Here is a 19,940-nt window from a genome sequence, read left to right on the forward strand (position 1 = left end):
AAAAGCAATGTTTTGTTGTGAAAACGTGTAAAATATTCCATAAGGTTAAAAATGTGATAGTTTTAAGAATGTTTTTTGATCGAAAACCATCTAGATTAGAACCCATTCAGTGTTAAAGATTCCTTAAAACAAAGTGTCAAATTAAACCTTTATCTAATTTCGTTATCCTAACACTCAGTATAACATATAACTTTATTACATTATAATGAAAAGACAAAAACACGTACTACGTTTAGTTTTGTTATGTATTACCCTTTTTAGCGGTGCAATTTATGCACAATCCAAAACGGCTTCAGATCTTGATACAATTACAGTTTATGATTTTGATGCTATTGAACCATTATTATACACAGATTCAGATACCATACATATTGTGAATTTTTGGGCCATGTGGTGCGCTCCTTGTGTAAAAGAATTACCGATTTTAAAAGCCTACGAAGAAAAACATCCTAATGTAAATGTATTACTCGTTAGTATGGACTTTCCAGAAAATATTGAATCTGATCTTAAACCATTTTTAAAAGAAAAAGGAATAACGTCTAAAGTCGTGATGTTAGACGATCCTGATGCTAATACTTGGATAGATAAAATAGATCCCAATTGGTCTGGAGCCATTCCTTTTACCATCATTTTTAATAAAGATAAACGCACCTTCCACGAAAGGGCATTTAAGAATTTAGAAGATTTAGAACAAGAAATACATAACACTTTAAATAATTAATACCAATGAAAACAAGACACATCGCTTTTGCCATTACTTTTTTAATGAGTAGCTTATTTATTCCTTTTAGTGCAACTGCACAAGATAGAAAAGGACCACCTCCAGGAGGCGGACATAGTCCAGTACAAACAGAAACTTTAGAAGAAGCTGGTGGATATCAGATTGGAGAGGTCGCTACAGATTTTAAACTAAAGAATGTAGATGGTAAGATGTTTTCTTTATCTGATATAAAAAATGCTAAAGGATACATTGTTGTATTCACTTGTAACGAATGTCCGTTTGCCAAAATGTACGAAGATCGTTTAATTGCTTTGCATAACGAATATGCTCCTAAAGGATATTCTGTAGTGGCGATTAACCCTAATGTGAATGAATCTAACACCAAAGAAAATTTTGCAGCGATGCAAAAAAGAGCAGCAGATAAAAAATTCCCATTTGTATATTTAGCAGACGAAGGGCAAAAGATATTTCCTCAATACGGTGCGTTAAGAACACCTCATGTATTTTTATTAGATCAGGATAAAAAAGTACAATATATTGGTACCATAGACGATAATGCAAGATCTGCAGAAGACGTGAAAGTAAAATATGTAGAAGATGCAATTCATGCCTTAGAAAACGGGAAGAAACCAGAACCTAATTTTACAAAAGCTATTGGTTGCCCAGTAAAGGCTATCTAAGAAATTAGGTAAATGTAATACATCAAGCATTCGTATGGCACATTAGCTATGCGAATGCTTTGTTGTTTAGTGTCATATGTTTCAAGTTTACGAGTATACAAGATGCAGATTTACAATTTTTTAAGTAGGAATTTATTATATTAGTTGAATCTTTAAATTGAACACGGTATTACTTATACATTAAAACCCACAGATTTAGATTTTAGAGCTGCAACGGCATCAGATTTAAATTTAACGTATGCGATTAAAACAAAATCTATTAAGCCTTATGTTGCTTCCATTTGGGGATGGGATAACGATTTTCAGTATCAGTACCATACAGAATGTTTCAATCCGTTAAACACACAAATTATTTGTTATAAAACAGAAGCTATTGGTTTCTTTAATCTTATAGAAGCTGAAACATTTTTTATTATTGAAAACTTACTTATCTCTGAAGATTTTCAGGGTTTGGGTATTGGAGAATTTGTTATGAATAGGATTCTTTCAGAAGCAATTAAAGATAAGAAGTCTGTGCGTTTACAAGTGTTCAAAATTAATACGAAAGCACTACAATTTTATAAAAGATTTGGTTTTAAATCCATTTCAACATCAGAACACCACATTCTTATGGAGAAATAATAGCACGATGATGTATTTGTTTTTAGATTATATTTAGTCTTTTAACGAACTAATACGTAAATACATGCTATTATTTGAAACCGATAGATTACAGGTTAAAGGCTTAACACAGAAAGATAAAGCATATTTTGCTGAGTTATTTACAGATCCTAAGGTTTTAGAATTAATTCCACAAAAGGCATTTACAGCAGCACAAATTACCCATCGTTTTAATAATAATTTGAATTTAGATTTAAGTCGGTTACAAAATGAGAAATGTGTTTTTGGGATTTACGAGATTGGACAATCTGAACTTATCGGCTTGTGTTTGTTTTTAATAAATGCTGACCAAGAATACGAATTGGGGTATCGTTTTAGAACAGCATTTTGGGGTAAAGGCTACGCCACAGAAACCACTAAAGGCATGTTAGACTATTATTTTAATATAATGCAAGTTGAAGCAGTGACTGCCGATGTTAATATTGCCAACCCAGCTTCTGTTAAGATTCTTCAAAAATTTATGTCACCAATACAATCGTTTTACAATGATAGAGATCACTGTACAGATAGACGATTTAAAATTCAAAAAGACGATTATTTAAAAGAGAATTATAAATTATAATTACAAAACAAGTTTGAAATTATACTTAACAATTTTTAAAACTAGGCGTGTTTAAAATGCTTTTGTAGCCGGCAAGTTTAGCTTCAATAGTTTTAGCTGTTTTAGTAATGGCCAAACCGCCTAAACCAGTACATCTAAGTGTATGGTGAATTGCATCTCCAACGCGTTTCATAGTTTCAATAACTTCATCTAAAGGTATTACTTGATCATAATCAGATAACGCCATATTAGCACTTGAAATAGCAGTGGAACTCGCCATTACATTTCTGTTTAAGCAAGGTGCTTCTACACGATCTGCAACGGTATCGCAAATTAAACCTAAAGAACTTTGCAATGCTATAGAAGCGGCAGCCAATGCGTGTTGTAAGGATCCGTTTTTTAAAACTACAAGTCCAGCGGCTGCCATTCCTGAAGCCGATCCGCATTCGCCCATACATCCGCCAACTTCAGCCGAAAATGTAGCGTGTTCTGTAATAAATACCCCAATAAGCCCCGCGGCTAACATGGCCTTAACAATATCGTCTTTTGGTAAATGTAGCACATCAGCAGTCCCAATTAAAGTGCCAGGAATGGCGCCACAAGAGCCGGCAGTAGGCGCAGCTACAATAACACCCATAGCACTTTTTACTTCCATAATGGCAGAGGTGTACATCGTACACGTATTTAAAACGTCTCCAGGAAGTAATGTCCCGTTTTCAAACTTCTGTTTAAATGTTAGAGATTGCGGTCCGAGAATACGGTCTTTATACTTGGTACCTTTCAAACCCGTAATCACAGCATTACGCATAACTTCTACAATATTACCCATTTTGTCTAAGACGTCTTGTGGTTTTATATGTCCTCTTATACTTTCATATTCTAAGGCCAATTCCCAAAGGTTTAAATTCTTATCTGCATTATAAATGAGCATGTCTTCTACAGTAATAAAAGGGACGCTTAGGTTTTTTCTAGATTTTATAGGAAGCACTGGTGTTATGGCTTTAATACTTTTAATATCCTTTAAGGTTGTAATCACTTGCTGTAATTCTGCTTGTAATGCTTTACTAGAACGTACAGAAATAAACTTTTGATTTCCAATGTGCATGTTAACTTCTCCTAAATTTTGATCTTGTAAAGTATTATAGATTGCTGAAGGTTTTTGAGTATATAGGAGTGTTACATAAAAATCGCCATACATACTAACTGTCGCTTGATCTATTTCTATAATCTCAATCATCCCACCACCTGTAGATATAGCGATTACTTGGTGTGTTTCCGTATTGTTTTTTAAAGTAATTTTATATGTATTGGGATGTGTTGCCGCGATATCATGAATATCAATTGTAATCTGTATGCCAGCGTCTTGAATATGATGTTCGTAATCTTTTAAGCGTTCGTCGTCTGCTTCCCAACCTAATAATCCGCCAAATAATCCCATATCCGAGCCTTGTCCGGAATGTGTGGTTGCTAAAGAGCCGTTTGGGTCAAATTCAATGTAAACCTCTTTAATATCGTTATTCATAATAGCTCTACATATTTTTCCAATACGTAAAGCTGCTGCACAATGCGAACTTGAAGGGCCTCTCATTACAGGTCCAATAACGTCATTAAATATACTTGGATACGATTTCATATTGATACTTAAATGATTAAGAGATTAGTACTAACAGCGGATATTTTTTGTATCGATTGTTTTAGATACACACATAAGTTGTGTTACAGTTTAAGTTGTTGGTTTCCAGTTCTTAATTTCTGTAGGTTTTAACTGAAATTTTCTTTTATACGAAGACTTTCAATTAAAAATCTAACCATTAAATGTAATAAAATTATCAATAGTCAATCCAATCAATTTTGCTTTGGTTAATATAGTATTAGTATTGGTTAGTATACTCAAAAAATGCAATCAGATAATATCTTAATATTGTTTCTATAAATCAGTTTGTAAATAGTTATACCACGTATAAGATTTTATAGAGCGCTTAACATTCTTACTCACTGAAATTCCAAAAGAATATATACATGAATACACATTCAGTAGCATTAATAGCTATTTTTTTAATGATTTTTCAAGCACAATCGCAGACTCCTAAAACATTAACTTTAGAAGATATTTATAAGAACAATACCTACAAGGAAAAAGGTTTTGGTCCAGTAAGATGGATGAAGGATAATAAAGGCTATTCAACATTAGAATCTAATTCTGAAGTAGGCGGAAAGGATATTGTAAAATATGATGCCAAGTCGGGTAAACGTACCATTTTGGTGTCTGCTACTCAATTAATACCTGAAGGCGAAACCAAAGCTTTAAAAATTTCAGACTATCAATGGTCTACAGACGATAGTAAGCTTCTTGTGTTTACCAATACAAAACGGGTTTGGAGATATAACACTAAAGGTGATTATTGGGTGCTTGATTTAGTAACTAATGAGTTAAAGCAATTGGGACCAAATTTACCAGAATCTACATTAATGTTTGCTAAATTCTCTCCAGATGCGACTAAAGTAGCTTTTGTAAGTGAACTAAATATTTTTGTTCAAGATCTTAAAACACAAACTGTAGAACAATTAACTACAGATGGAGGCGATCATATTATTAACGGAACTTTTGACTGGGTTTACGAGGAAGAATTAAGTTGTAGAGACGGTTTTAGATGGAGTCCAGATGGTGAAAACATTGCCTATTGGCAATCGAATACAGAAGGTGTGGGGACATTTTATATGATTAATAATATAGATTCTATTTACTCTAAACCTATACCAATGCCATATCCAAAAGTGGGAACAACATTGTCTGCTGTAAAAGTAGGAGTTATACCAGTTAAAGGTGGCGAGACTAAATGGTTTGATATTCCAGGCGATCCCAAAAATAATTATTTAGCACGTATGGATTTTATACCGAATTCTAACGAGGTTATGGTACAGCAATTAAATCGTTCGCAAAACGAAAATAAAGTTTGGATTGGTGATATAGAAACCATGAAACTTAATAATATACTAACAGAGACCGATGATGCCTTTTTAGATATCCATGATGATATTCGTTGGTTAGATAACGCCTCTTATTTTACATGGTCTAGCGAACGCGACGGTTGGTTACATCTATACAAAGTGTCTAGAGACGGTAAAGAGATTACACCAATTACTAAAGGTAATTTTGATGTCGTTAATATTAATAATATCGATGCAAAAGGCGGTTATGTGTATTATATCGCATCTCCAGGTAATTTTACACAACGTTACTTATATCGCAGTAAAATAAACGGAAAAGGAACCGCTCAGAGAATAACTCCAGTAAGTCAAGACGGACAAAGCAAATATCAAATATCTTCAGATGCTAAATGGGCCATTCAAACCTTCGAGAATACAACTACGCCTTCAGTGTTTTCACTTGTTAGTTTGCCTGCTCATAAAACAGTTAGAGTATTGGAAGATAATAGTGCTTTAAAACAAAAGTATGATGCTTTAGGTATTAATGATAAGGAATTTATAAAAGTTGATATTGGAGATGATGTGCTTGATGCGTGGATGATAAAACCTAAAGATTTTGATGCTTCCAAAAAATATCCTTTGTTCTTTTATGTGTATGGCGAACCTGCAGGATCTACTGTGCAAGATAATTGGGCTGGCGGAGATCTATGGCATCACTATATCGCAGATCAAGGGTATGTGGTAATTAGTGTAGATAATAGAGGAACAAAAACACCACGTGGTCGCGATTGGAGAAAATCTATTTATGGACAAATCGGAATATTAGCTTCAGAAGATCAATCTAAAGCTGCAACAGAAATTTTAAACACATATAATTTTTTAGATCCAGAACGCGTAGGTATTTGGGGATGGAGTGGAGGCGGACAAATGACGCTAAATTGCATGTTTAGATATCCGGAGATTTACAAATCTGGATTGGCCGTTTCATTTGTATCCGATCAACGTTTATACGATGCCACATATCAAGAACGCTACATGGGCTTATTAGAAGATAATGCAAAAGGGTATCATGATGGATCTCCTATAAACTATGCGCAAAATTTAGAAGGAAACTTAATGGTTATTCATGGAACTGCAGATGATAATGTGCACTATCAGAGTTACGAAATGTTGGTAGATCGATTAATAAAATATAATAAATTATTCTCTATGATGTCTTACCCAATGCGTTCTCATTCTATACACGAAAGAGAAAACACTTCGTATCATTTAAGAGAAACTATGGAAAAATACTGGAAAGCAAATTTACCTGCTGGTGGAAAATAATTAATACGTTTTTTACATTGTTTAAATCCCCCGTAATCACTCTGCATTTTATCTTGTAGAGTGATTTTTTTATGCATTAATATCCTCTAACTCTTCTATATTACTCTTTCTGTGCTGTAGGTAATAAGATGGCGATACGTGTTTTAATTCTTTAAATTTTCTGTTGAAGTTTGAAATGGATCGAAAGCCAGACAGATCAGAGATTTGTGCAACAGATAGGTCTTTATTTGTCTTTAACAATTGGCAAGCATGTTCTATGCGTAATTCAATTAAATATTTAAAAAAGGTTTTGTTTGTGCGTTGTTTAAAAAAACGACAAAAAGCATTTGGTGTCATATGTATTAGAGCCGATACTTTTTCTAAAGTTATATCATTCTGAAAATTATTAATAATATAATCAAATACAATTTGCATGCGCCTATCGTCTGTATTCGACATTTGTTTAGGGTAAATAAAATCGGTCAAAACCGTCATCTCACAATTGCACATTCGCCTCAATAATTTCAGAAAGATAATATACCGTAAAAGTGTAGTCGATTTTGGTAATTTAAGCATCAGTTTTTTTATAGACCTTGTTTTTGTTTTAGGTTTAAACCCAGACGTTGCTTTATTAAAAAACTGATGTAAATCTTCTAATTCAGAAATTTTTAAAAGATGATCTTTAAAAATGTGTTCAGAAAAAAATAATGAAATCATATGAGAATCACCTTCATTTTGTCCCATACTTTTAAATAAGTGCGGACTGTTGCTTCCTATTATAAAAATGTCGCCATCTGTATACGGATGAATACTATCAGATATAATTAACTTTCCATGACCTTTAACAATGTAAGCGACTTGTATCTCTTCATGTTGGTGTAGTTTATTGTAAAAAGCTTGGCCTTGATCCACTTCTACAACAAGATTCTCATTTATTTGCTTAGGAATTTTAAACGGATATACCTTCATGAGATTAAATATACAAACATTGATGATCTGTTTGTTCTGTTGGGTTAATATAGTATTGGTATCAGATAATTTTATATAATTTTTACATCAATACTATCCAAATTGATGCTTTATGAGTTTATAAAGCGTAGAAAAAGGCATCAGCTCTATAAATCTGTTAATATAGTCTCAATGTTGGCTAATATTCTTTTAACCACATACCGTTCTAAAAAGATATTTTTGATAGCTGATAACAACAGATTATATATGTTAGTACAATGGAAAGGCGTTATGCCAGCAGTGACAACTAAATTTACAGCAGAAGATAAGTTAGACTTACCCATGTTTATAAAAAATATTGAAGCTCAGGTAGAAGCAGGAGTTGAAGGTATTATTTTAGGAGGAACACTTGGTGAAGCAAGTACGCTTAATGATGAAGAAAAAAAGATTTTAATTGAAACGACGGTTAAGGTTGTTGATGGTAAAATTCCTGTGATTATTAATGTTGCAGAACAAACTACAAAAGGAGCTATTGAAGCTGCATATAAAGCAGAACAATACGGCGCAGTTGGATTAATGATGTTACCACCTATGCGTTATAAGGCTAACGATAGAGAAACGGTTACCTATTTCTCTGAAGTTGCAAAAAGCACGTCATTACCAATCATGATTTATAATAATCCGATAGATTACGGTATTGAAGTGACCTTGGATATGTTTGATGAACTCCAAAAATTTGAGAATATTCAAGCCATAAAAGAATCGACTCGAGATATCTCTAATATTACCAGAATTCGCAACCGCTTTGGAGATCGTTATAATGTACTTACAGGCGTAGATACTTTAGGATTAGAAAGCACGCTTATGGGAGCAGATGGTTGGGTTGCTGGATTGGTCTGTGCATTTCCTTCAGAAACAGTGGCTGTTTATAAATTAGCGCAAGCAGGCCAGATAAAGGCCGCATTAGACATTTACCGTTGGTTCTTGCCTATACTGGAATTAGATATTAGTCCGCAATTGGTACAAAATATTAAACTTGCAGAGGTTTATACCGGTATTGGTACGGAACACGTAAGAGCCCCAAGATTACCATTACATGGCGAAGAGCGCACACGCGTTATTAAAATACTAGAAGACGGATTAAAGACAAGGCCCGTACTTCCAGAATACAAACATTTATAACGATAATAAAATATATTGGAGCAGACAGATTTGATTACATAGCTGTATAATTTTAATTCTCCCTAAATTAAATATACTAAATATCAATCATTTCTATCTAACCCAATTAGTAAACCCTCTATTACATATTGCAGTGTAAACTGTAATAACATTAACCCTCTGTTTTGAACCGTTGTATGTCGGTTTAAAATTTAAAGCATTAAGTATGGATAAAACCATTATTTGATGCTTTTTTTGTGTCTATTGTTTACATTATATTTTTTAATACAAAACTGTAAGATTTAAGCGTTCTGAATAGGATATTGAAAAAGTAGATTATTATATGTCTATTTGTGATTCAGAATTTAAAAATAATTATTAATCAATGCCTTAGGAGTTAAATTTTATAAAATTTAATGAAAACTTATAACTAAAAATGTTCTATTGATTAGACTTAATGGTACATTTGCAGCAAAATTGTGAGCTGTAAAAGCTTTTAACAACAAAAGAGAAAGATTATGAATGCAATATTCACAGATGCTAGTTTTCAAAACATGATGAATGTAGCAAATCGTTACGGTATAAGCGTTAATGCGGTTACAGATTTAACACATGCACTCATGCTGAGTAATGGTACAATGGCACAATTTAATATTCCTGAATTAGGTGGCGGAGGTCAATGGATGCAAGGCGGAATGACTATGGTAGGAGATATGTTTAATAATCAGTTAAAATCTACTGTAGATGGGTTGTGTTACGAGTTGTCTAATTTAATTAATCAAGGTGCAATCCAATATAAGCCTTTACCAAAAATACAAAACCAAAATGGTTCTCAGTCTTCTGGAAATTGGTGGGGAGATTTAGGGTTTCCTAATTCTACAGGTAGCCAAAACGGTACGAGCTATGCGATTTTTAATAATATTAGACGTTTAGCAATACAAGATCATGGGAAAGTAACAGTATTCGATACGCTTGACAATCAAATTGGTGGAGTAGGACAGCAGCAAGGCGGAAATTATGGTATGAGTTTTACAAGCCAATATGGTACTGTAGATTTAAATACTTTACCTATTGTTTCTGGTGGTGATCAAAAACCACAGCAACAAAATGCACCTATAGTTCAAGACGCTATTCAAAATCAGCCTGAAGCGATAGAATTTACACCTCAAGTTCAAGAAGTGCCTAATGAAAATACTTCAGAATTAGAAGAGGATATTTTTGCTAAAATTGAAAAATTAGCGGGTTTAAAAGATAAAGGAATCCTTACTGAAAACGAATTTAATAGTAAGAAAACAGATTTATTAAACAGACTATAAAACGGTTTAATTGTTTAAGAAATTAAAAAGCGAGGTCCTAATGGCCTCGCTTTTTTTGTGTCATAGTTTAGAAATATGGTTGTAATTACTCATGCAATTTAAGTGATTACGAATCAGTTTTTTTATTTTACATTTCTAACTAATCGCACATAATTATTAATACGTTCTTCATTTTCTATAGCAGGACCATCTTTAATTTTAGTATCAAAACGTACGGCACCTGCACCATGAATATCCTCACCATCATGATCGACTGCATATCCAAAAGCAACGTAATCTGCAAAATACATTCCACTCACTCTTTCGCTACCAGCAGATGTACTTGTCCAGAAATATGGGTAATCTGTATGTCCAGCTTCATTTGTTATTTTAGAGATGTTAAACATAGTAGTGTCAATTGCAGGGAAAGCGCCTGTATATTCTACAATACTTTGTAGTTCTTTTACATTAGGTAAGCGCCAATCAGAATATCCTGCGTAATCTGCATTTTCAGCATAAGCAAGAGCAGCTTCCCAATTCATTCCTTTTCCACTATCGTTTTTAGCCCACATGAGTCCAGTGGCATTATCTGTAACGGTTTGATTACCGTTATCTTTAAAGTTATTTACACCATAAACGCCTCCACGAACAGCACGCACATAACGTCTGCCATCTAAAGCTTTAATATGTCCAGTCCAATCGTTAACAATAAAAGCTACTCTTGTGTTTGCTTCGGGAGTGTTCACTAAATAAAAATTACTAGACCAAGTATGTTGTTCTCTTTGCTCTTTTCCATCTTCACTAACCAAGTGAAAGTAATCTGTATTCACATAAGGCCAACCTACAGATTGATCTCGTATAGACCATAATTCTTTAATTGTTGGCATGCGCCAATCTGAGTATCCGCCAAGAGTAAGCGAATCTGTGTAGGTAAACGATTCTTCCCAACCTTTACTTTGTTCAGATTGATCTTGTGCCCACATTAATCCTGTGACATTATCGGTAACAGTACCATCTCCATTATCTGTATAAGACATTTTTTCACCAGCCTGATAATTTCCATCTTGACCATAATAAGCATCACCAATTTGTAATCCTGTTAATGTTTTTCCATAAGCATCATAAGTATGAGTTTGGCCTGTAGCTGTAAGGACATAATTATTTTCTGAAATATGCTGAGGTGTTTTATTCGGATCCATTTTAGCCAAAACTTCGGCTACTGTAGGTAATTGTTTATCGTTTCTGGGAGGTCTGCCTTCTCCGCCTCCCTCACCATTTGGTTTAGGAGCTTCATTAAATTCTGCTTCGGTAATAAAACCATCAGCATTGGTATCTATTTTTGAAAAGTCATTTTTTAAAGGGCCTTTAACTTCACTTTCTGCTAACTTTCCATCTTTGTTGGTGTCCATTTCTGCCATCATATCAGCAACATTTGGTCGTTCACCTTGCGGGCGATCTCCTTGTTGAGGTTTACCGTCTCCACCTGCATGCTGACGTTCTGTTTGTTCGGGTTCGCTAACTTGATCTTTTTTTTGTTTAGATCCAGAACCACAAGCTGTAAATAGGGCTAATGTTATAACAAGTAAGCCTACTTTAGTTATGCTTTGATATTTCATGATACTATAATTTAATTTTTGTTTCCATATATTTAGACCGATGGAAATTTAAAATCCTTCGCATTAATTTCTTTTTTTTCAAAAATTTTAAAATCAATATGCAAAAGGGAATTTTAGTCTTCTATAATTTTGATTTTTATCATTATTTATGTCCGGATTGTTTTTTAGCAGATTCTGCAACGTGATGATTTGAGTGCGCTGGCTGACTTTCTAAAGACTTTTTTTTAGAATCTGGTTTGCAGGCTGTAAATAGAACAATCGTTATAATAAGTAAGCTTGTTTTAGTTATGCTTTGATAATTCATGATAATATTTATTTTTTGTTTACATCTCTTTAGACCGGTGTAAATTTAAAATCCTTCGGTCACTTTATATTTTAAATAAAAAAAGCATCATCTAGAAATAGATGATGCTTTTACATATAACGCTTAAATCCTTTTTTAGTCTCGTGGCGGACCAGAAGCCGAATTTTTTTCTAATATGCTATTTAATGCTTCCTTTTTAAAACGTGCAAATTCAGAAACCTGATTCGTGTCTAGCATGCTTTTTATATCTAAAAAGTGTTGTTCTGTAGCTTGGATTTTTTCCATTTCAATTTTAGAAATTGTACTTAATAAAGTATCAGACGGTGTTTCAAAATATTGAGTAACAAGTCTCGATTCTTTTTTATATAAATTCACCATTTTGTTACGGTGCTCATGTGCAAAATCTAAAAAGGTTTGTTGTTGTGCTGCTGTTAAATTTAAAATTTCGATTGCTAAATCTTGAAATTTATCTTGCTGTGGTGGTTTAGGGTTAAACATAAATGTACCCATTTGCAAGAGATTAATCCCAAGAAGTAAGCCTATTATTAGTTTGTAAACAATATCTTTTTTCATCTTAATTCGTTTTATAAAGCACGTAATCGTTAAGTAATTCTGTAGTTTCAGAAGTACTATTGGTATCGGTGTTATTTTGTGTATTAAACACATGTATATTTATGGCAATTACAATACTAGCAGCAGCTGCTAACCAAACTAAACGTTGTAACGGAATAATTTTTACGTCATTCTCTTCTGGTAATTGTGCCGTGATTTTAGCAAACAAATCGGCACCTGGTTCGGCTTTTTTTATACCGTCCAAACTTTTTAAAATGTCGTCTGCCCATTGTTCTTCAGTTTCCATGTGTGTTGTTCTTTATATAGTTAGACCTTATTTTTTATGATTTCCTTCGGGATATATCGAAATTAATTTTTTCTTTAAATTGGTTTTAGCACGTTGCAATAAACTTTCTACAGATTTTACGGTTGTCTCCATAATATCTGCAACCTCTTGTTGCGGTAACCCTTCTACATAACTTAAAATAAAAGCTGTCTTCTGGGTAGCAATTAGCGTGTTAATTACCGAAAACAAATACTGTGCTTTTTCTTTATTTTCTAATAAAATACCTGGATGCTGAAAATCTATTTGGTGATAATCTTGAATTTCCAGATTTGATTTTGGTCGCCTGTTTCGCTTCTCAATTTGGTTAAGCGCTTTGTTTATAGTAATTCTATAAATCCATGTACTGACTTTGGATTGGCCTTTAAATGTGTTTGCTCGTTTAAAAATTGAGAGAAATACATCCTGAGTTATTTCTTCTGCTTCTTCTACATTTTGTAAATAGCCTAAGGCTGTATTATACACTTTGTTTTTATACAAAAGGTATAATTCCTGAAAGGCTTTTTGATTGCCTTTTGCTATCTGTATTAAAAGCTTCTGTTCGATGGTTTGGTTTTAAATAGTAAGACGCTGTTTGATATTGAAAAGTAGTAGACTTTGCGTTATTTTCCTAAGGAAAATTAGAAAATTACCAAAGCGTGATTTCACTGCACTACCATATGTTCTATGTTTTGCTTCTGTCTTCTAGAAATGGGTTATACATCATGATAGCGTGATTTTCTACAAGTACAGTTTCTGTTTCAGAGTCTGCAGTAATACAGCGTTTAATAATCTGGTTGTGCCTAGAGTAACCTCCCCATATTTGTTGCTTTATATGGTGATTTCGTTCTTCAATAGCATAAGAGGTGTTAAGTTTATTTTTAGAGAATAATTCGCCATGTAAATGAGTTTTGTCTAACCACAATTTAATGACAAAGCTGTTATGGGTTTCATTTTTAACTTGCAAATCTATATAGTTGTAAGACAAAGTTGCTCCAGCACCAAAAGGCACTTTTCTATTAATATCGGGGAATACATCAAAACCATGCCGATAGCGTTCTGTAATCGTTAGCGGACTGTGAGCGAAAATCCAAAACAGTAAATTTCCTAATTGGCAGAGTCCGCCACCAATGTCTTTATCCATTTTTCCGTTGTTTAAAACCAAACCTTCTAGATAGCCTTTCTGCTGTGTTGGTCTGCCCACCAATTTCCATAACGAAAAGTACTCGTTAGGTTTAATTTCTATCTGATTAAGATGTTGAATTGCTAATCTTAAATTGGTTCTCTTGTTCTCCTGTAAATACATATCTACATCTTTCAGCGGCCTTAAAATCAAAGATTGATGCTTAAATACGGTGTGTTTAAAATCTCTTTCTAAATGTTGTTTAGCATAATGTTTGCCAGCGAAGGCCCATTGCCACTTTCGTTTTAGTATAAAGTATTCCTTCCCTAAAATCTGTCTTAATCGGGTTCTTTTTTTAGGTTTATCAATGGCGTTCACAGGTGTTTTTAATTAGATTTGGTTGCTTTATATCAGGCTTCAAGTTGCTGAAGTACAAAATAAGCTTTTTCTTTTTTTCTACTTCTAATACTCTTCTTTTTTAGTGTTAGAAAGATCTATTTACTGAAGTTATGTCTTTAAGTTAATGAAAGTTGGTAATATGTAAAAAGCTCACCCATTCAAATAACTGAATAGTGAGCCTTCTATAATTGGGTATGATGTTATGTTTAGTCTTTGTCTAATCGGATAAAATCACCGTTTAATTCAAATTCTAATTCATAACCGTTATTTAATTCTACTTGTTGGTAGTTTGTTTCTAACTCCCAATCTGTAATAACTTGATTTGGATAATTGGTTGTAACATATTCTAAAATTAATTCTGGAATTACAGAATCTGGCAATGCTGTTATACCATCAATTTCAACGATTTCTAAATCGCTATTAAATTCTAATTGATAATTCAAATCTAATAGAACTTCGTAGGTTATACCGCTGTTTTCAGTTTCTTTTTCAGCTCGTGTAATGGTAGAAGTGTCGAAATGTGTAGATACATAAGTTGTGATTTCTGAAGGAATTTCATCGTCTGTAAGTAAGACTTCATTCGAGCTTCCATCATCGTCGCTACTGCAAGCGGTAAAAAATACTAAAGCAGAAAAAATCGATAATACTGTTGTTTTCGTTGTTGTTTTCATAGAAATTTGTGTCTTTTAATACTAAATGTGTCTTTTAAAAGTATTGTTTGTACAACAATCTCTTAATTTAAGACGTGTTTTAGTATTGCATTATTTTCTTTTTATAACACAAATATGATATGCAAATCTGGAAAGACTTTGGAATTTAGTTTTAAGATCTATTAATTTTTAAAATGAATAGAAAAATGATGTTCGTTCTGAATAAATTGATAGTTTAGTTTAAACTGATATAAGTCGCAAATAGCCTTACAGACTGCTAAACCAAGGCCTGTACTTTGCGTTTTAGATTCGTTTTTTGTAAAACGATTAAATATAGTTTTAGAATCGAGTGCTGTTTTTGCTCCAGTATTTATTATAGTAAACATTTGATGAGTAATTAAAATAATGATTTTCCCGTGTTCTATATTGTGGAAAATAGCATTCTTAATAAGATTTGAAATGAGTATATCTGCCAGAGAATCATTCATTTGAACCTGTACATTTGCAGCTTCTTCTATTTTAATTTCTATATGTTTAAATGCTGTGTATTCCGCAAACTGTTGGCAATGTGCTTTTGCAATAGTATTAATTGAAATACCTTCCTGTTGTATAAATTGTTTGTTTTCAATTTTAGTGAGCAGTAATAAGGTTTTGTTCAACTTTTTAAGACGGTCTGTCATTTGAATAACTTCAGAAATCGTTTTGGCATCATCGTGATTTAAGTGATCAGATTCTAACAATAATTCTAATTTATTCGTAATAATGGCAATCGGTGTTTGTAGCTCATGAGACGCATTTTCTGTGAATTCTTTTTGAGCTATAAACGCTTTCTTTGTATGATGGATTAAAGCGTTAGAAGCGTCTTGTAACTGTATAAATTCTTTGGTATTTGTAGTTACACTAATGGGCGAATTGTTTGTGTTTAGTCTGTAGTTTTTCAGGCTGTTAAGAATCTCGTAAAACGGATGCCATACTTTTCTTAAAACAAAATTATTTATAATAAATATGCATGCAATTAAAATAATAAAAAGCCAAAAAATACTATAAGAAGCATCTTCAATTAAATCGTCTTCCTCGATTAACGATGAAATTATTTTTAAGCGATAATAGTTGTTTTGATGTTTAAAAGTAGCGTGTAAAATACGTACAGGTTCTAAATCGTCTTCGTTGTGGCGGTACATTAAAGTATCTTTATAGACGTCTTTTCTAAACGGCACTTTTTGAGTAGAAATCGGGTGAATTTCAAAATTATTTCCCCCAAACTCTCGTTGTAAAAGTAGAGTGGAATCTGCTTTAATTTTTTGATAAATGAGGAGTTTATTATTCTCTAGACCGTCATCAATACTATCTCGAATTTCGTCTTTAATATTTATATAAAATAAAATAGACCACACGCCAATAATAACTAAAAAGGCTGATGAAAGATAGGTTAAGGATTGATTAAGTAATCTCATTTTTCAATTAATTTATAACCAATTCCGTACACGGTTTCTATGGCCATTTCAGCATTAGAATCTTCTAACTTTTTGCGTAAGTTTTTGATTTGATAGTATATAAAATCGAAATTATCGGCCTGATCTATATGGTCGCCCCAAACGTATTCTGCCAAGGCAGATTTAGTAATTAATCGGTTTTTATTTAAAGAAAAATAATTAAGAATATCGAATTCTTTTCGGTTTAAATGTACGTCGTGCTGGTTTACTTTTAATGTGCGTTCTTGTATATTGATAGTACAATTACCGAGTTGTACTTCAGACTTTCCATTGAAATATTTACGGCGTAATACAGCAGTTATTCTTGCGGTGAGTTCTGCAATATGAAAGGGTTTAGTTAAATAATCATCTGCACCTAAAGCAAGCCCTTTAAGTTTATCGTCTAAGGCATTTTTTGCAGAAATAATAATTACATTTTCAGATTTCCCCAATTGTTTTAAATGTTTTAGAAGATCTAAACCATTTCCATTTGGTAACATAATATCAAGAAGAATACAATCGTAATTATACATTGTAATTTTATCGCTGGCACTGGTAAAATCATGGGCTGTTTCAACCGTGTATTTTTCCTTCAGAAGCGATTTTTGTATCGTTTCGCGTAATTCAGCTTCGTCTTCAATGATTAGAATTTTCATTCTACAAAAATAATATTGAATTCTGTAAAACTTACGTTATAATGGGTTTATTTACTTGCTTTTAAAAAATTAGAAATCCTTTTTCTTTTGGTCGCACGCATCACAGCTTTTATTGAGATGACATTTAAAGGAAATTCTAAAAGCACATGTAAAAAACTTAAAAAATATAAGGCAATCAAGCCTGTTTTAAAGTCGTAAATACAAAGTCCTACAGCAGTAAGCCAAATCCCTATGATAAAAAACACACTTTTTTTGGTAATGGATGCTTTCCAACCAATGATAGATGTTTTAGAAAACCAATTGAGGTAGTGATACGTGTATGCAAAGGCTATAAAAATTTGAATTCTAACACCTATGTCAGATAAAGTTTCAAAGACATCATTTCGAAAATTGTTACAGACTTTGGCGATAAAAGCCTTAATCCCCATCATGTTTAAACTATTAAATTTTTCAAAAGTTGCTTTAGAAGGCGTATAATTAGTATAATCTAATGGAATATATGTAATAATGAAAGGTACTGAAAGTAGCAGTAATCCTAAATAAATGCCCAACTGACTTTTAGATTTTATAGCACCATAGATGATGAAAAAAAAGGTAAAAATATAGACATGAACTAATGTTGGAAGAAAAGCTCCAATTAGAAAGAATGGTTTAGGGACATATGTTATTGTAAAAAAAGAGACTAAAATAATGAGTGCTAATGCATATGCTAAAGCTTTGTTTGTTTTTAAAAAGAGTAAACTTATGGCAAATAAAAATCCGATAATAAGAAACATTTTAGTCTGTTTTCCTAGAATTAATAAACCATGTTCTATAGTTGGATTAAGGGGGATATTACTGAATATAATAATTGGGGCAATAGCAATTAAAGTAGCTAATACTAAAAAGACTAAAGCCCAATTTTTATGTGCGGTTAAAAAATAATTTTTGTCGCGTAGCCAGGTAATTTCCGTCAAGTAATGTAATGGTCCCAAAAAGGCATATGAAAACAAGAACAACTTAAAAGGCAACATTATCGCTGTAATTAGTGAAATAATTATCAGAAAAATATTTAATACATCTACGCGTTTTGTATTCATTTTGTGGTTAACTCTAAATTAAAATTGTCCTAATCTGTATACAAGTATGGTGTGTCTTTAGTGTACGACCTAAAGCCCCTATAAATATCTGATCTTAATCTTTTTCTATAACCAATTTTGAAAGCGCTCCAGGATAACCACGTTCTACTGCTAACTGCTCTGAGAGTATGTTAATGTCTTGAGTAGAAATGCGATCTAATAACACATTATTGTTGGTATGGTTTGATAGTTTAGAAATAATACCTTCTTCTTCCATATTGTTTATAATCTGGTTAGCAACAGTAAGAGCAGAAGAGGCTTTTATAATTTCACTTCTTGCATACGATTTACTTGGAAATTGTACTTCTCCAACTCTTAAACTTGGATCGTCCCCAGAAATTTGTTGTGCACCATACATTGGTGGTCCACCAACCGTTGCAGAACAAAAAGAAGGGATAAATTTACCCACAAAAGCAATGGCGTTTTCGGTTCTGTTTTTTACTTCTGCAGTATCCCAATGGCGTTCTAATTTCTGCTTAATCCCGGCGTTAAATTCAGGTTGTACTGTATCTGCTTTAGATTGAACTAAACCATTTTCAAATAATGTAATATCCTCGGTCATTCCGTGAATTTGATAATACTCATCACAATAGGGGGTAAGTTGTGCCATACCATGAGGTGTACCACGTTCCCCATGAAAAATAAGTTCTGGAATTAATCCCGGAATGGGATGCCACTTAGAGACATATGCGGCTTTAAATTCTATTAAACGTTCCGAATTTAAGTGCAAAGATTCATCAAAAGTCCCTGTTTTGAATCCGCTTGAGTTTACCAAATAGTTTACTTTGTACACTTGATCTTTGGTGCAAATTTCCCAATTATGGTCTAGATTTAAATCGCGGACATCTTTAATGTCTGTAACAAACGTATTTGTTTTTAAAGTACAGCTCTCAGATGCATTTAAAGCTAATTGTGCTTGTGCTGCCAATCTAAATAAATTCCAACCGTATTCCTGTACTAAAATTACAGGCGTTTTTAATTTATTGTAATCTACTATTTTAATGGCGTTAGACATCCATTCGTCTGCTGTTTGCGGACGTTTTACTGTAGGCGAATCTTTTATAGCATCTAAATCTGCTTGCTTATATATTTTATAATACTGTTCTGGAGCACCCAATATTTGGTTTTCAGGATCTTCTTCTATCAATTCCTTATAATAAGAAACCAACATGTCTAAACGACTCTCGATGTCCTCTACAGCATATTTTTCAGTTTTAGGAATACTTATAAATGTTGGTCTTTCATCTATAGATTGCGGAAACAAACGCGCCATCTCTATAGATTGTTTCATCAGTATTCTGCATTGCTCTTCAGAAATGTCTGGGTATAAGTTTCCACCTGCATGTAAATGGCAAAACGGAGGTCCGTTTACCACGCTGTTTTCTTGTTCAAACAAAATATTTTCAACACCATATTTTGCTAATTCTAGTGCAATTACAACACCAGAAACACCGCCACCAATAATACCAACATTGTAAATTTTATTCAT

General features: G+C 32.9%; 20 protein-coding genes. 7 read left to right on the forward strand and 13 right to left on the reverse strand.

The features are described from left to right. Window positions 1-205: 205 nt before the first annotated feature. The 4 genes from AST99_RS05735 to AST99_RS05745 all read left to right on the forward strand — a co-directional run bounded on the left by AST99_RS05735 (window position 206) and on the right by AST99_RS05745 (window position 2,623). Window positions 206-721, forward strand: coding sequence for a TlpA family protein disulfide reductase (locus tag AST99_RS05735; protein ID WP_057780096.1), 516 nt, complete (start codon window positions 206-208; stop codon window positions 719-721). A gap of 5 nt (window positions 722-726) precedes the next feature. Beyond that, a complete protein-coding gene (locus tag AST99_RS05740; protein WP_057780098.1) occupies window positions 727-1,401 on the forward strand; it encodes a thioredoxin family protein in 675 nt (224 codons plus the stop codon). A 279-nt stretch (window positions 1,402-1,680) separates the two neighbouring features. Then, window positions 1,681-2,022 (forward strand): GNAT family N-acetyltransferase, encoded by a 342-nt coding sequence (locus AST99_RS19000; RefSeq protein WP_420842213.1) that lies wholly within the window; start codon window positions 1,681-1,683, stop codon window positions 2,020-2,022. A gap of 64 nt (window positions 2,023-2,086) precedes the next feature. Further along, the gene (locus AST99_RS05745) at window positions 2,087-2,623 is read left to right on the forward strand and encodes a GNAT family N-acetyltransferase (protein ID WP_057780100.1); all 537 of its coding nucleotides are present in this window, start codon (window positions 2,087-2,089) and stop codon (window positions 2,621-2,623) included. Between the two features lie 25 nt (window positions 2,624-2,648). On the opposite strand, the gene AST99_RS05750 is transcribed toward AST99_RS05745, so the two are convergent. Further along, complete coding sequence (locus tag AST99_RS05750; RefSeq protein ID WP_057780102.1) at window positions 2,649-4,235, reverse strand: L-serine ammonia-lyase, iron-sulfur-dependent, subunit alpha; 1,587 nt, start codon at window positions 4,233-4,235, stop codon at window positions 2,649-2,651. A gap of 386 nt (window positions 4,236-4,621) precedes the next feature. Here AST99_RS05750 and AST99_RS05755 point away from each other — a divergent pair, with 386 nt between their 5' ends. Further along, window positions 4,622-6,856: a S9 family peptidase gene (locus tag AST99_RS05755; RefSeq protein WP_057780103.1), complete on the forward strand. Its 2,235-nt coding sequence runs from the start codon at window positions 4,622-4,624 to the stop codon at window positions 6,854-6,856. A 69-nt stretch (window positions 6,857-6,925) separates the two neighbouring features. Here the strand turns inward: AST99_RS05755 and AST99_RS05760 are convergent, their stop codons facing one another. After that, window positions 6,926-7,804, reverse strand: a complete 879-nt coding sequence (locus AST99_RS05760; protein WP_057780111.1) for an AraC family transcriptional regulator — start codon at window positions 7,802-7,804, stop codon at window positions 6,926-6,928. Window positions 7,805-8,050: 246 nt separating this feature from the next. Between AST99_RS05760 and AST99_RS05765 the strand changes: the two genes are divergently transcribed. Together AST99_RS05765 and AST99_RS05770 are read left to right on the forward strand one after the other, a co-directional pair. Continuing rightward, window positions 8,051-8,965 (forward strand): dihydrodipicolinate synthase family protein, encoded by a 915-nt coding sequence (locus AST99_RS05765; RefSeq protein WP_057780114.1) that lies wholly within the window; start codon window positions 8,051-8,053, stop codon window positions 8,963-8,965. A 497-nt stretch (window positions 8,966-9,462) separates the two neighbouring features. Beyond that, window positions 9,463-10,260 carry an SHOCT domain-containing protein gene (locus AST99_RS05770; protein WP_057780116.1) on the forward strand — a complete coding sequence of 266 codons (798 nt, stop codon included), beginning with the start codon at window positions 9,463-9,465 and terminating at the stop codon, window positions 10,258-10,260. Window positions 10,261-10,382: 122 nt separating this feature from the next. Here AST99_RS05770 and AST99_RS05775 read toward each other — a convergent pair whose 3' ends face one another. The 11 genes from AST99_RS05775 to AST99_RS05820 all read right to left on the reverse strand — a co-directional run bounded on the left by AST99_RS05775 (window position 10,383) and on the right by AST99_RS05820 (window position 19,940). Beyond that, a complete protein-coding gene (locus tag AST99_RS05775; protein ID WP_057780117.1) occupies window positions 10,383-11,855 on the reverse strand; it encodes an Lcl domain-containing protein in 1,473 nt (490 codons plus the stop codon). A 142-nt stretch (window positions 11,856-11,997) separates the two neighbouring features. After that, entirely contained in the window at window positions 11,998-12,159 is a 162-nt protein-coding gene (locus AST99_RS18555) for a hypothetical protein (protein WP_157486309.1), read from the reverse strand. A 135-nt stretch (window positions 12,160-12,294) separates the two neighbouring features. Next, entirely contained in the window at window positions 12,295-12,732 is a 438-nt protein-coding gene (locus tag AST99_RS05780) for a hypothetical protein (protein ID WP_057780119.1), read from the reverse strand. A 1-nt stretch (window position 12,733) separates the two neighbouring features. Further along, the gene (locus AST99_RS05785) at window positions 12,734-13,018 is read right to left on the reverse strand and encodes a hypothetical protein (protein WP_057780122.1); all 285 of its coding nucleotides are present in this window, start codon (window positions 13,016-13,018) and stop codon (window positions 12,734-12,736) included. 27 nt (window positions 13,019-13,045) lie between these two features. Beyond that, window positions 13,046-13,600 (reverse strand): RNA polymerase sigma factor, encoded by a 555-nt coding sequence (locus tag AST99_RS05790; RefSeq protein WP_057780124.1) that lies wholly within the window; start codon window positions 13,598-13,600, stop codon window positions 13,046-13,048. 118 nt (window positions 13,601-13,718) lie between these two features. Then, window positions 13,719-14,534: a VanW family protein gene (locus AST99_RS05795; protein WP_057780125.1), complete on the reverse strand. Its 816-nt coding sequence runs from the start codon at window positions 14,532-14,534 to the stop codon at window positions 13,719-13,721. A gap of 227 nt (window positions 14,535-14,761) precedes the next feature. Beyond that, the gene (locus AST99_RS05800) at window positions 14,762-15,226 is read right to left on the reverse strand and encodes a PepSY-like domain-containing protein (protein ID WP_057780127.1); all 465 of its coding nucleotides are present in this window, start codon (window positions 15,224-15,226) and stop codon (window positions 14,762-14,764) included. A gap of 161 nt (window positions 15,227-15,387) precedes the next feature. Then, a complete protein-coding gene (locus tag AST99_RS05805; RefSeq protein ID WP_057780129.1) occupies window positions 15,388-16,659 on the reverse strand; it encodes a sensor histidine kinase in 1,272 nt (423 codons plus the stop codon). Further along, entirely contained in the window at window positions 16,656-17,333 is a 678-nt protein-coding gene (locus AST99_RS05810; protein WP_057780130.1) for a response regulator transcription factor, read from the reverse strand. The genes AST99_RS05805 and AST99_RS05810 overlap by 4 nt, the downstream gene beginning before the upstream one ends. Window positions 17,334-17,380: 47 nt before the next feature. Then, a complete protein-coding gene (locus AST99_RS05815; RefSeq protein WP_057780132.1) occupies window positions 17,381-18,412 on the reverse strand; it encodes a hypothetical protein in 1,032 nt (343 codons plus the stop codon). A 94-nt stretch (window positions 18,413-18,506) separates the two neighbouring features. Continuing rightward, entirely contained in the window at window positions 18,507-19,940 is a 1,434-nt protein-coding gene (locus AST99_RS05820) for an FAD-dependent oxidoreductase (RefSeq protein WP_057780134.1), read from the reverse strand.

Origin of the sequence: Formosa algae, assembly GCF_001439665.1 — a bacterium.
Lineage (GTDB): Bacteria > Bacteroidota > Bacteroidia > Flavobacteriales > Flavobacteriaceae > Formosa > Formosa algae.

Coding starts and splice junctions, on each gene's coding strand:
- AST99_RS05735 (WP_057780096.1), top strand. CDS start 206: ATGAAAAGACAAAAACACGTACTACGTTTAGTTTTGTTATGTATTACC.
- AST99_RS05740 (WP_057780098.1), top strand. CDS start 727: ATGAAAACAAGACACATCGCTTTTGCCATTACTTTTTTAATGAGTAGC.
- AST99_RS05745 (WP_057780100.1), top strand. CDS start 2,087: ATGCTATTATTTGAAACCGATAGATTACAGGTTAAAGGCTTAACACAG.
- AST99_RS05750 (WP_057780102.1), bottom strand. CDS start 4,235: ATGAAATCGTATCCAAGTATATTTAATGACGTTATTGGACCTGTAATG.
- AST99_RS05755 (WP_057780103.1), top strand. CDS start 4,622: ATGAATACACATTCAGTAGCATTAATAGCTATTTTTTTAATGATTTTT.
- AST99_RS05760 (WP_057780111.1), bottom strand. CDS start 7,804: ATGAAGGTATATCCGTTTAAAATTCCTAAGCAAATAAATGAGAATCTT.
- AST99_RS05765 (WP_057780114.1), top strand. CDS start 8,051: ATGTTAGTACAATGGAAAGGCGTTATGCCAGCAGTGACAACTAAATTT.
- AST99_RS05770 (WP_057780116.1), top strand. CDS start 9,463: ATGAATGCAATATTCACAGATGCTAGTTTTCAAAACATGATGAATGTA.
- AST99_RS05775 (WP_057780117.1), bottom strand. CDS start 11,855: ATGAAATATCAAAGCATAACTAAAGTAGGCTTACTTGTTATAACATTA.
- AST99_RS18555 (WP_157486309.1), bottom strand. CDS start 12,159: ATGAATTATCAAAGCATAACTAAAACAAGCTTACTTATTATAACGATT.
- AST99_RS05780 (WP_057780119.1), bottom strand. CDS start 12,732: ATGAAAAAAGATATTGTTTACAAACTAATAATAGGCTTACTTCTTGGG.
- AST99_RS05785 (WP_057780122.1), bottom strand. CDS start 13,018: ATGGAAACTGAAGAACAATGGGCAGACGACATTTTAAAAAGTTTGGAC.
- AST99_RS05800 (WP_057780127.1), bottom strand. CDS start 15,226: ATGAAAACAACAACGAAAACAACAGTATTATCGATTTTTTCTGCTTTA.
- AST99_RS05805 (WP_057780129.1), bottom strand. CDS start 16,659: ATGAGATTACTTAATCAATCCTTAACCTATCTTTCATCAGCCTTTTTA.
- AST99_RS05810 (WP_057780130.1), bottom strand. CDS start 17,333: ATGAAAATTCTAATCATTGAAGACGAAGCTGAATTACGCGAAACGATA.
- AST99_RS05815 (WP_057780132.1), bottom strand. CDS start 18,412: ATGAATACAAAACGCGTAGATGTATTAAATATTTTTCTGATAATTATT.
- AST99_RS05820 (WP_057780134.1), bottom strand. CDS start 19,940: ATGAATAAAATTTACAATGTTGGTATTATTGGTGGCGGTGTTTCTGGT.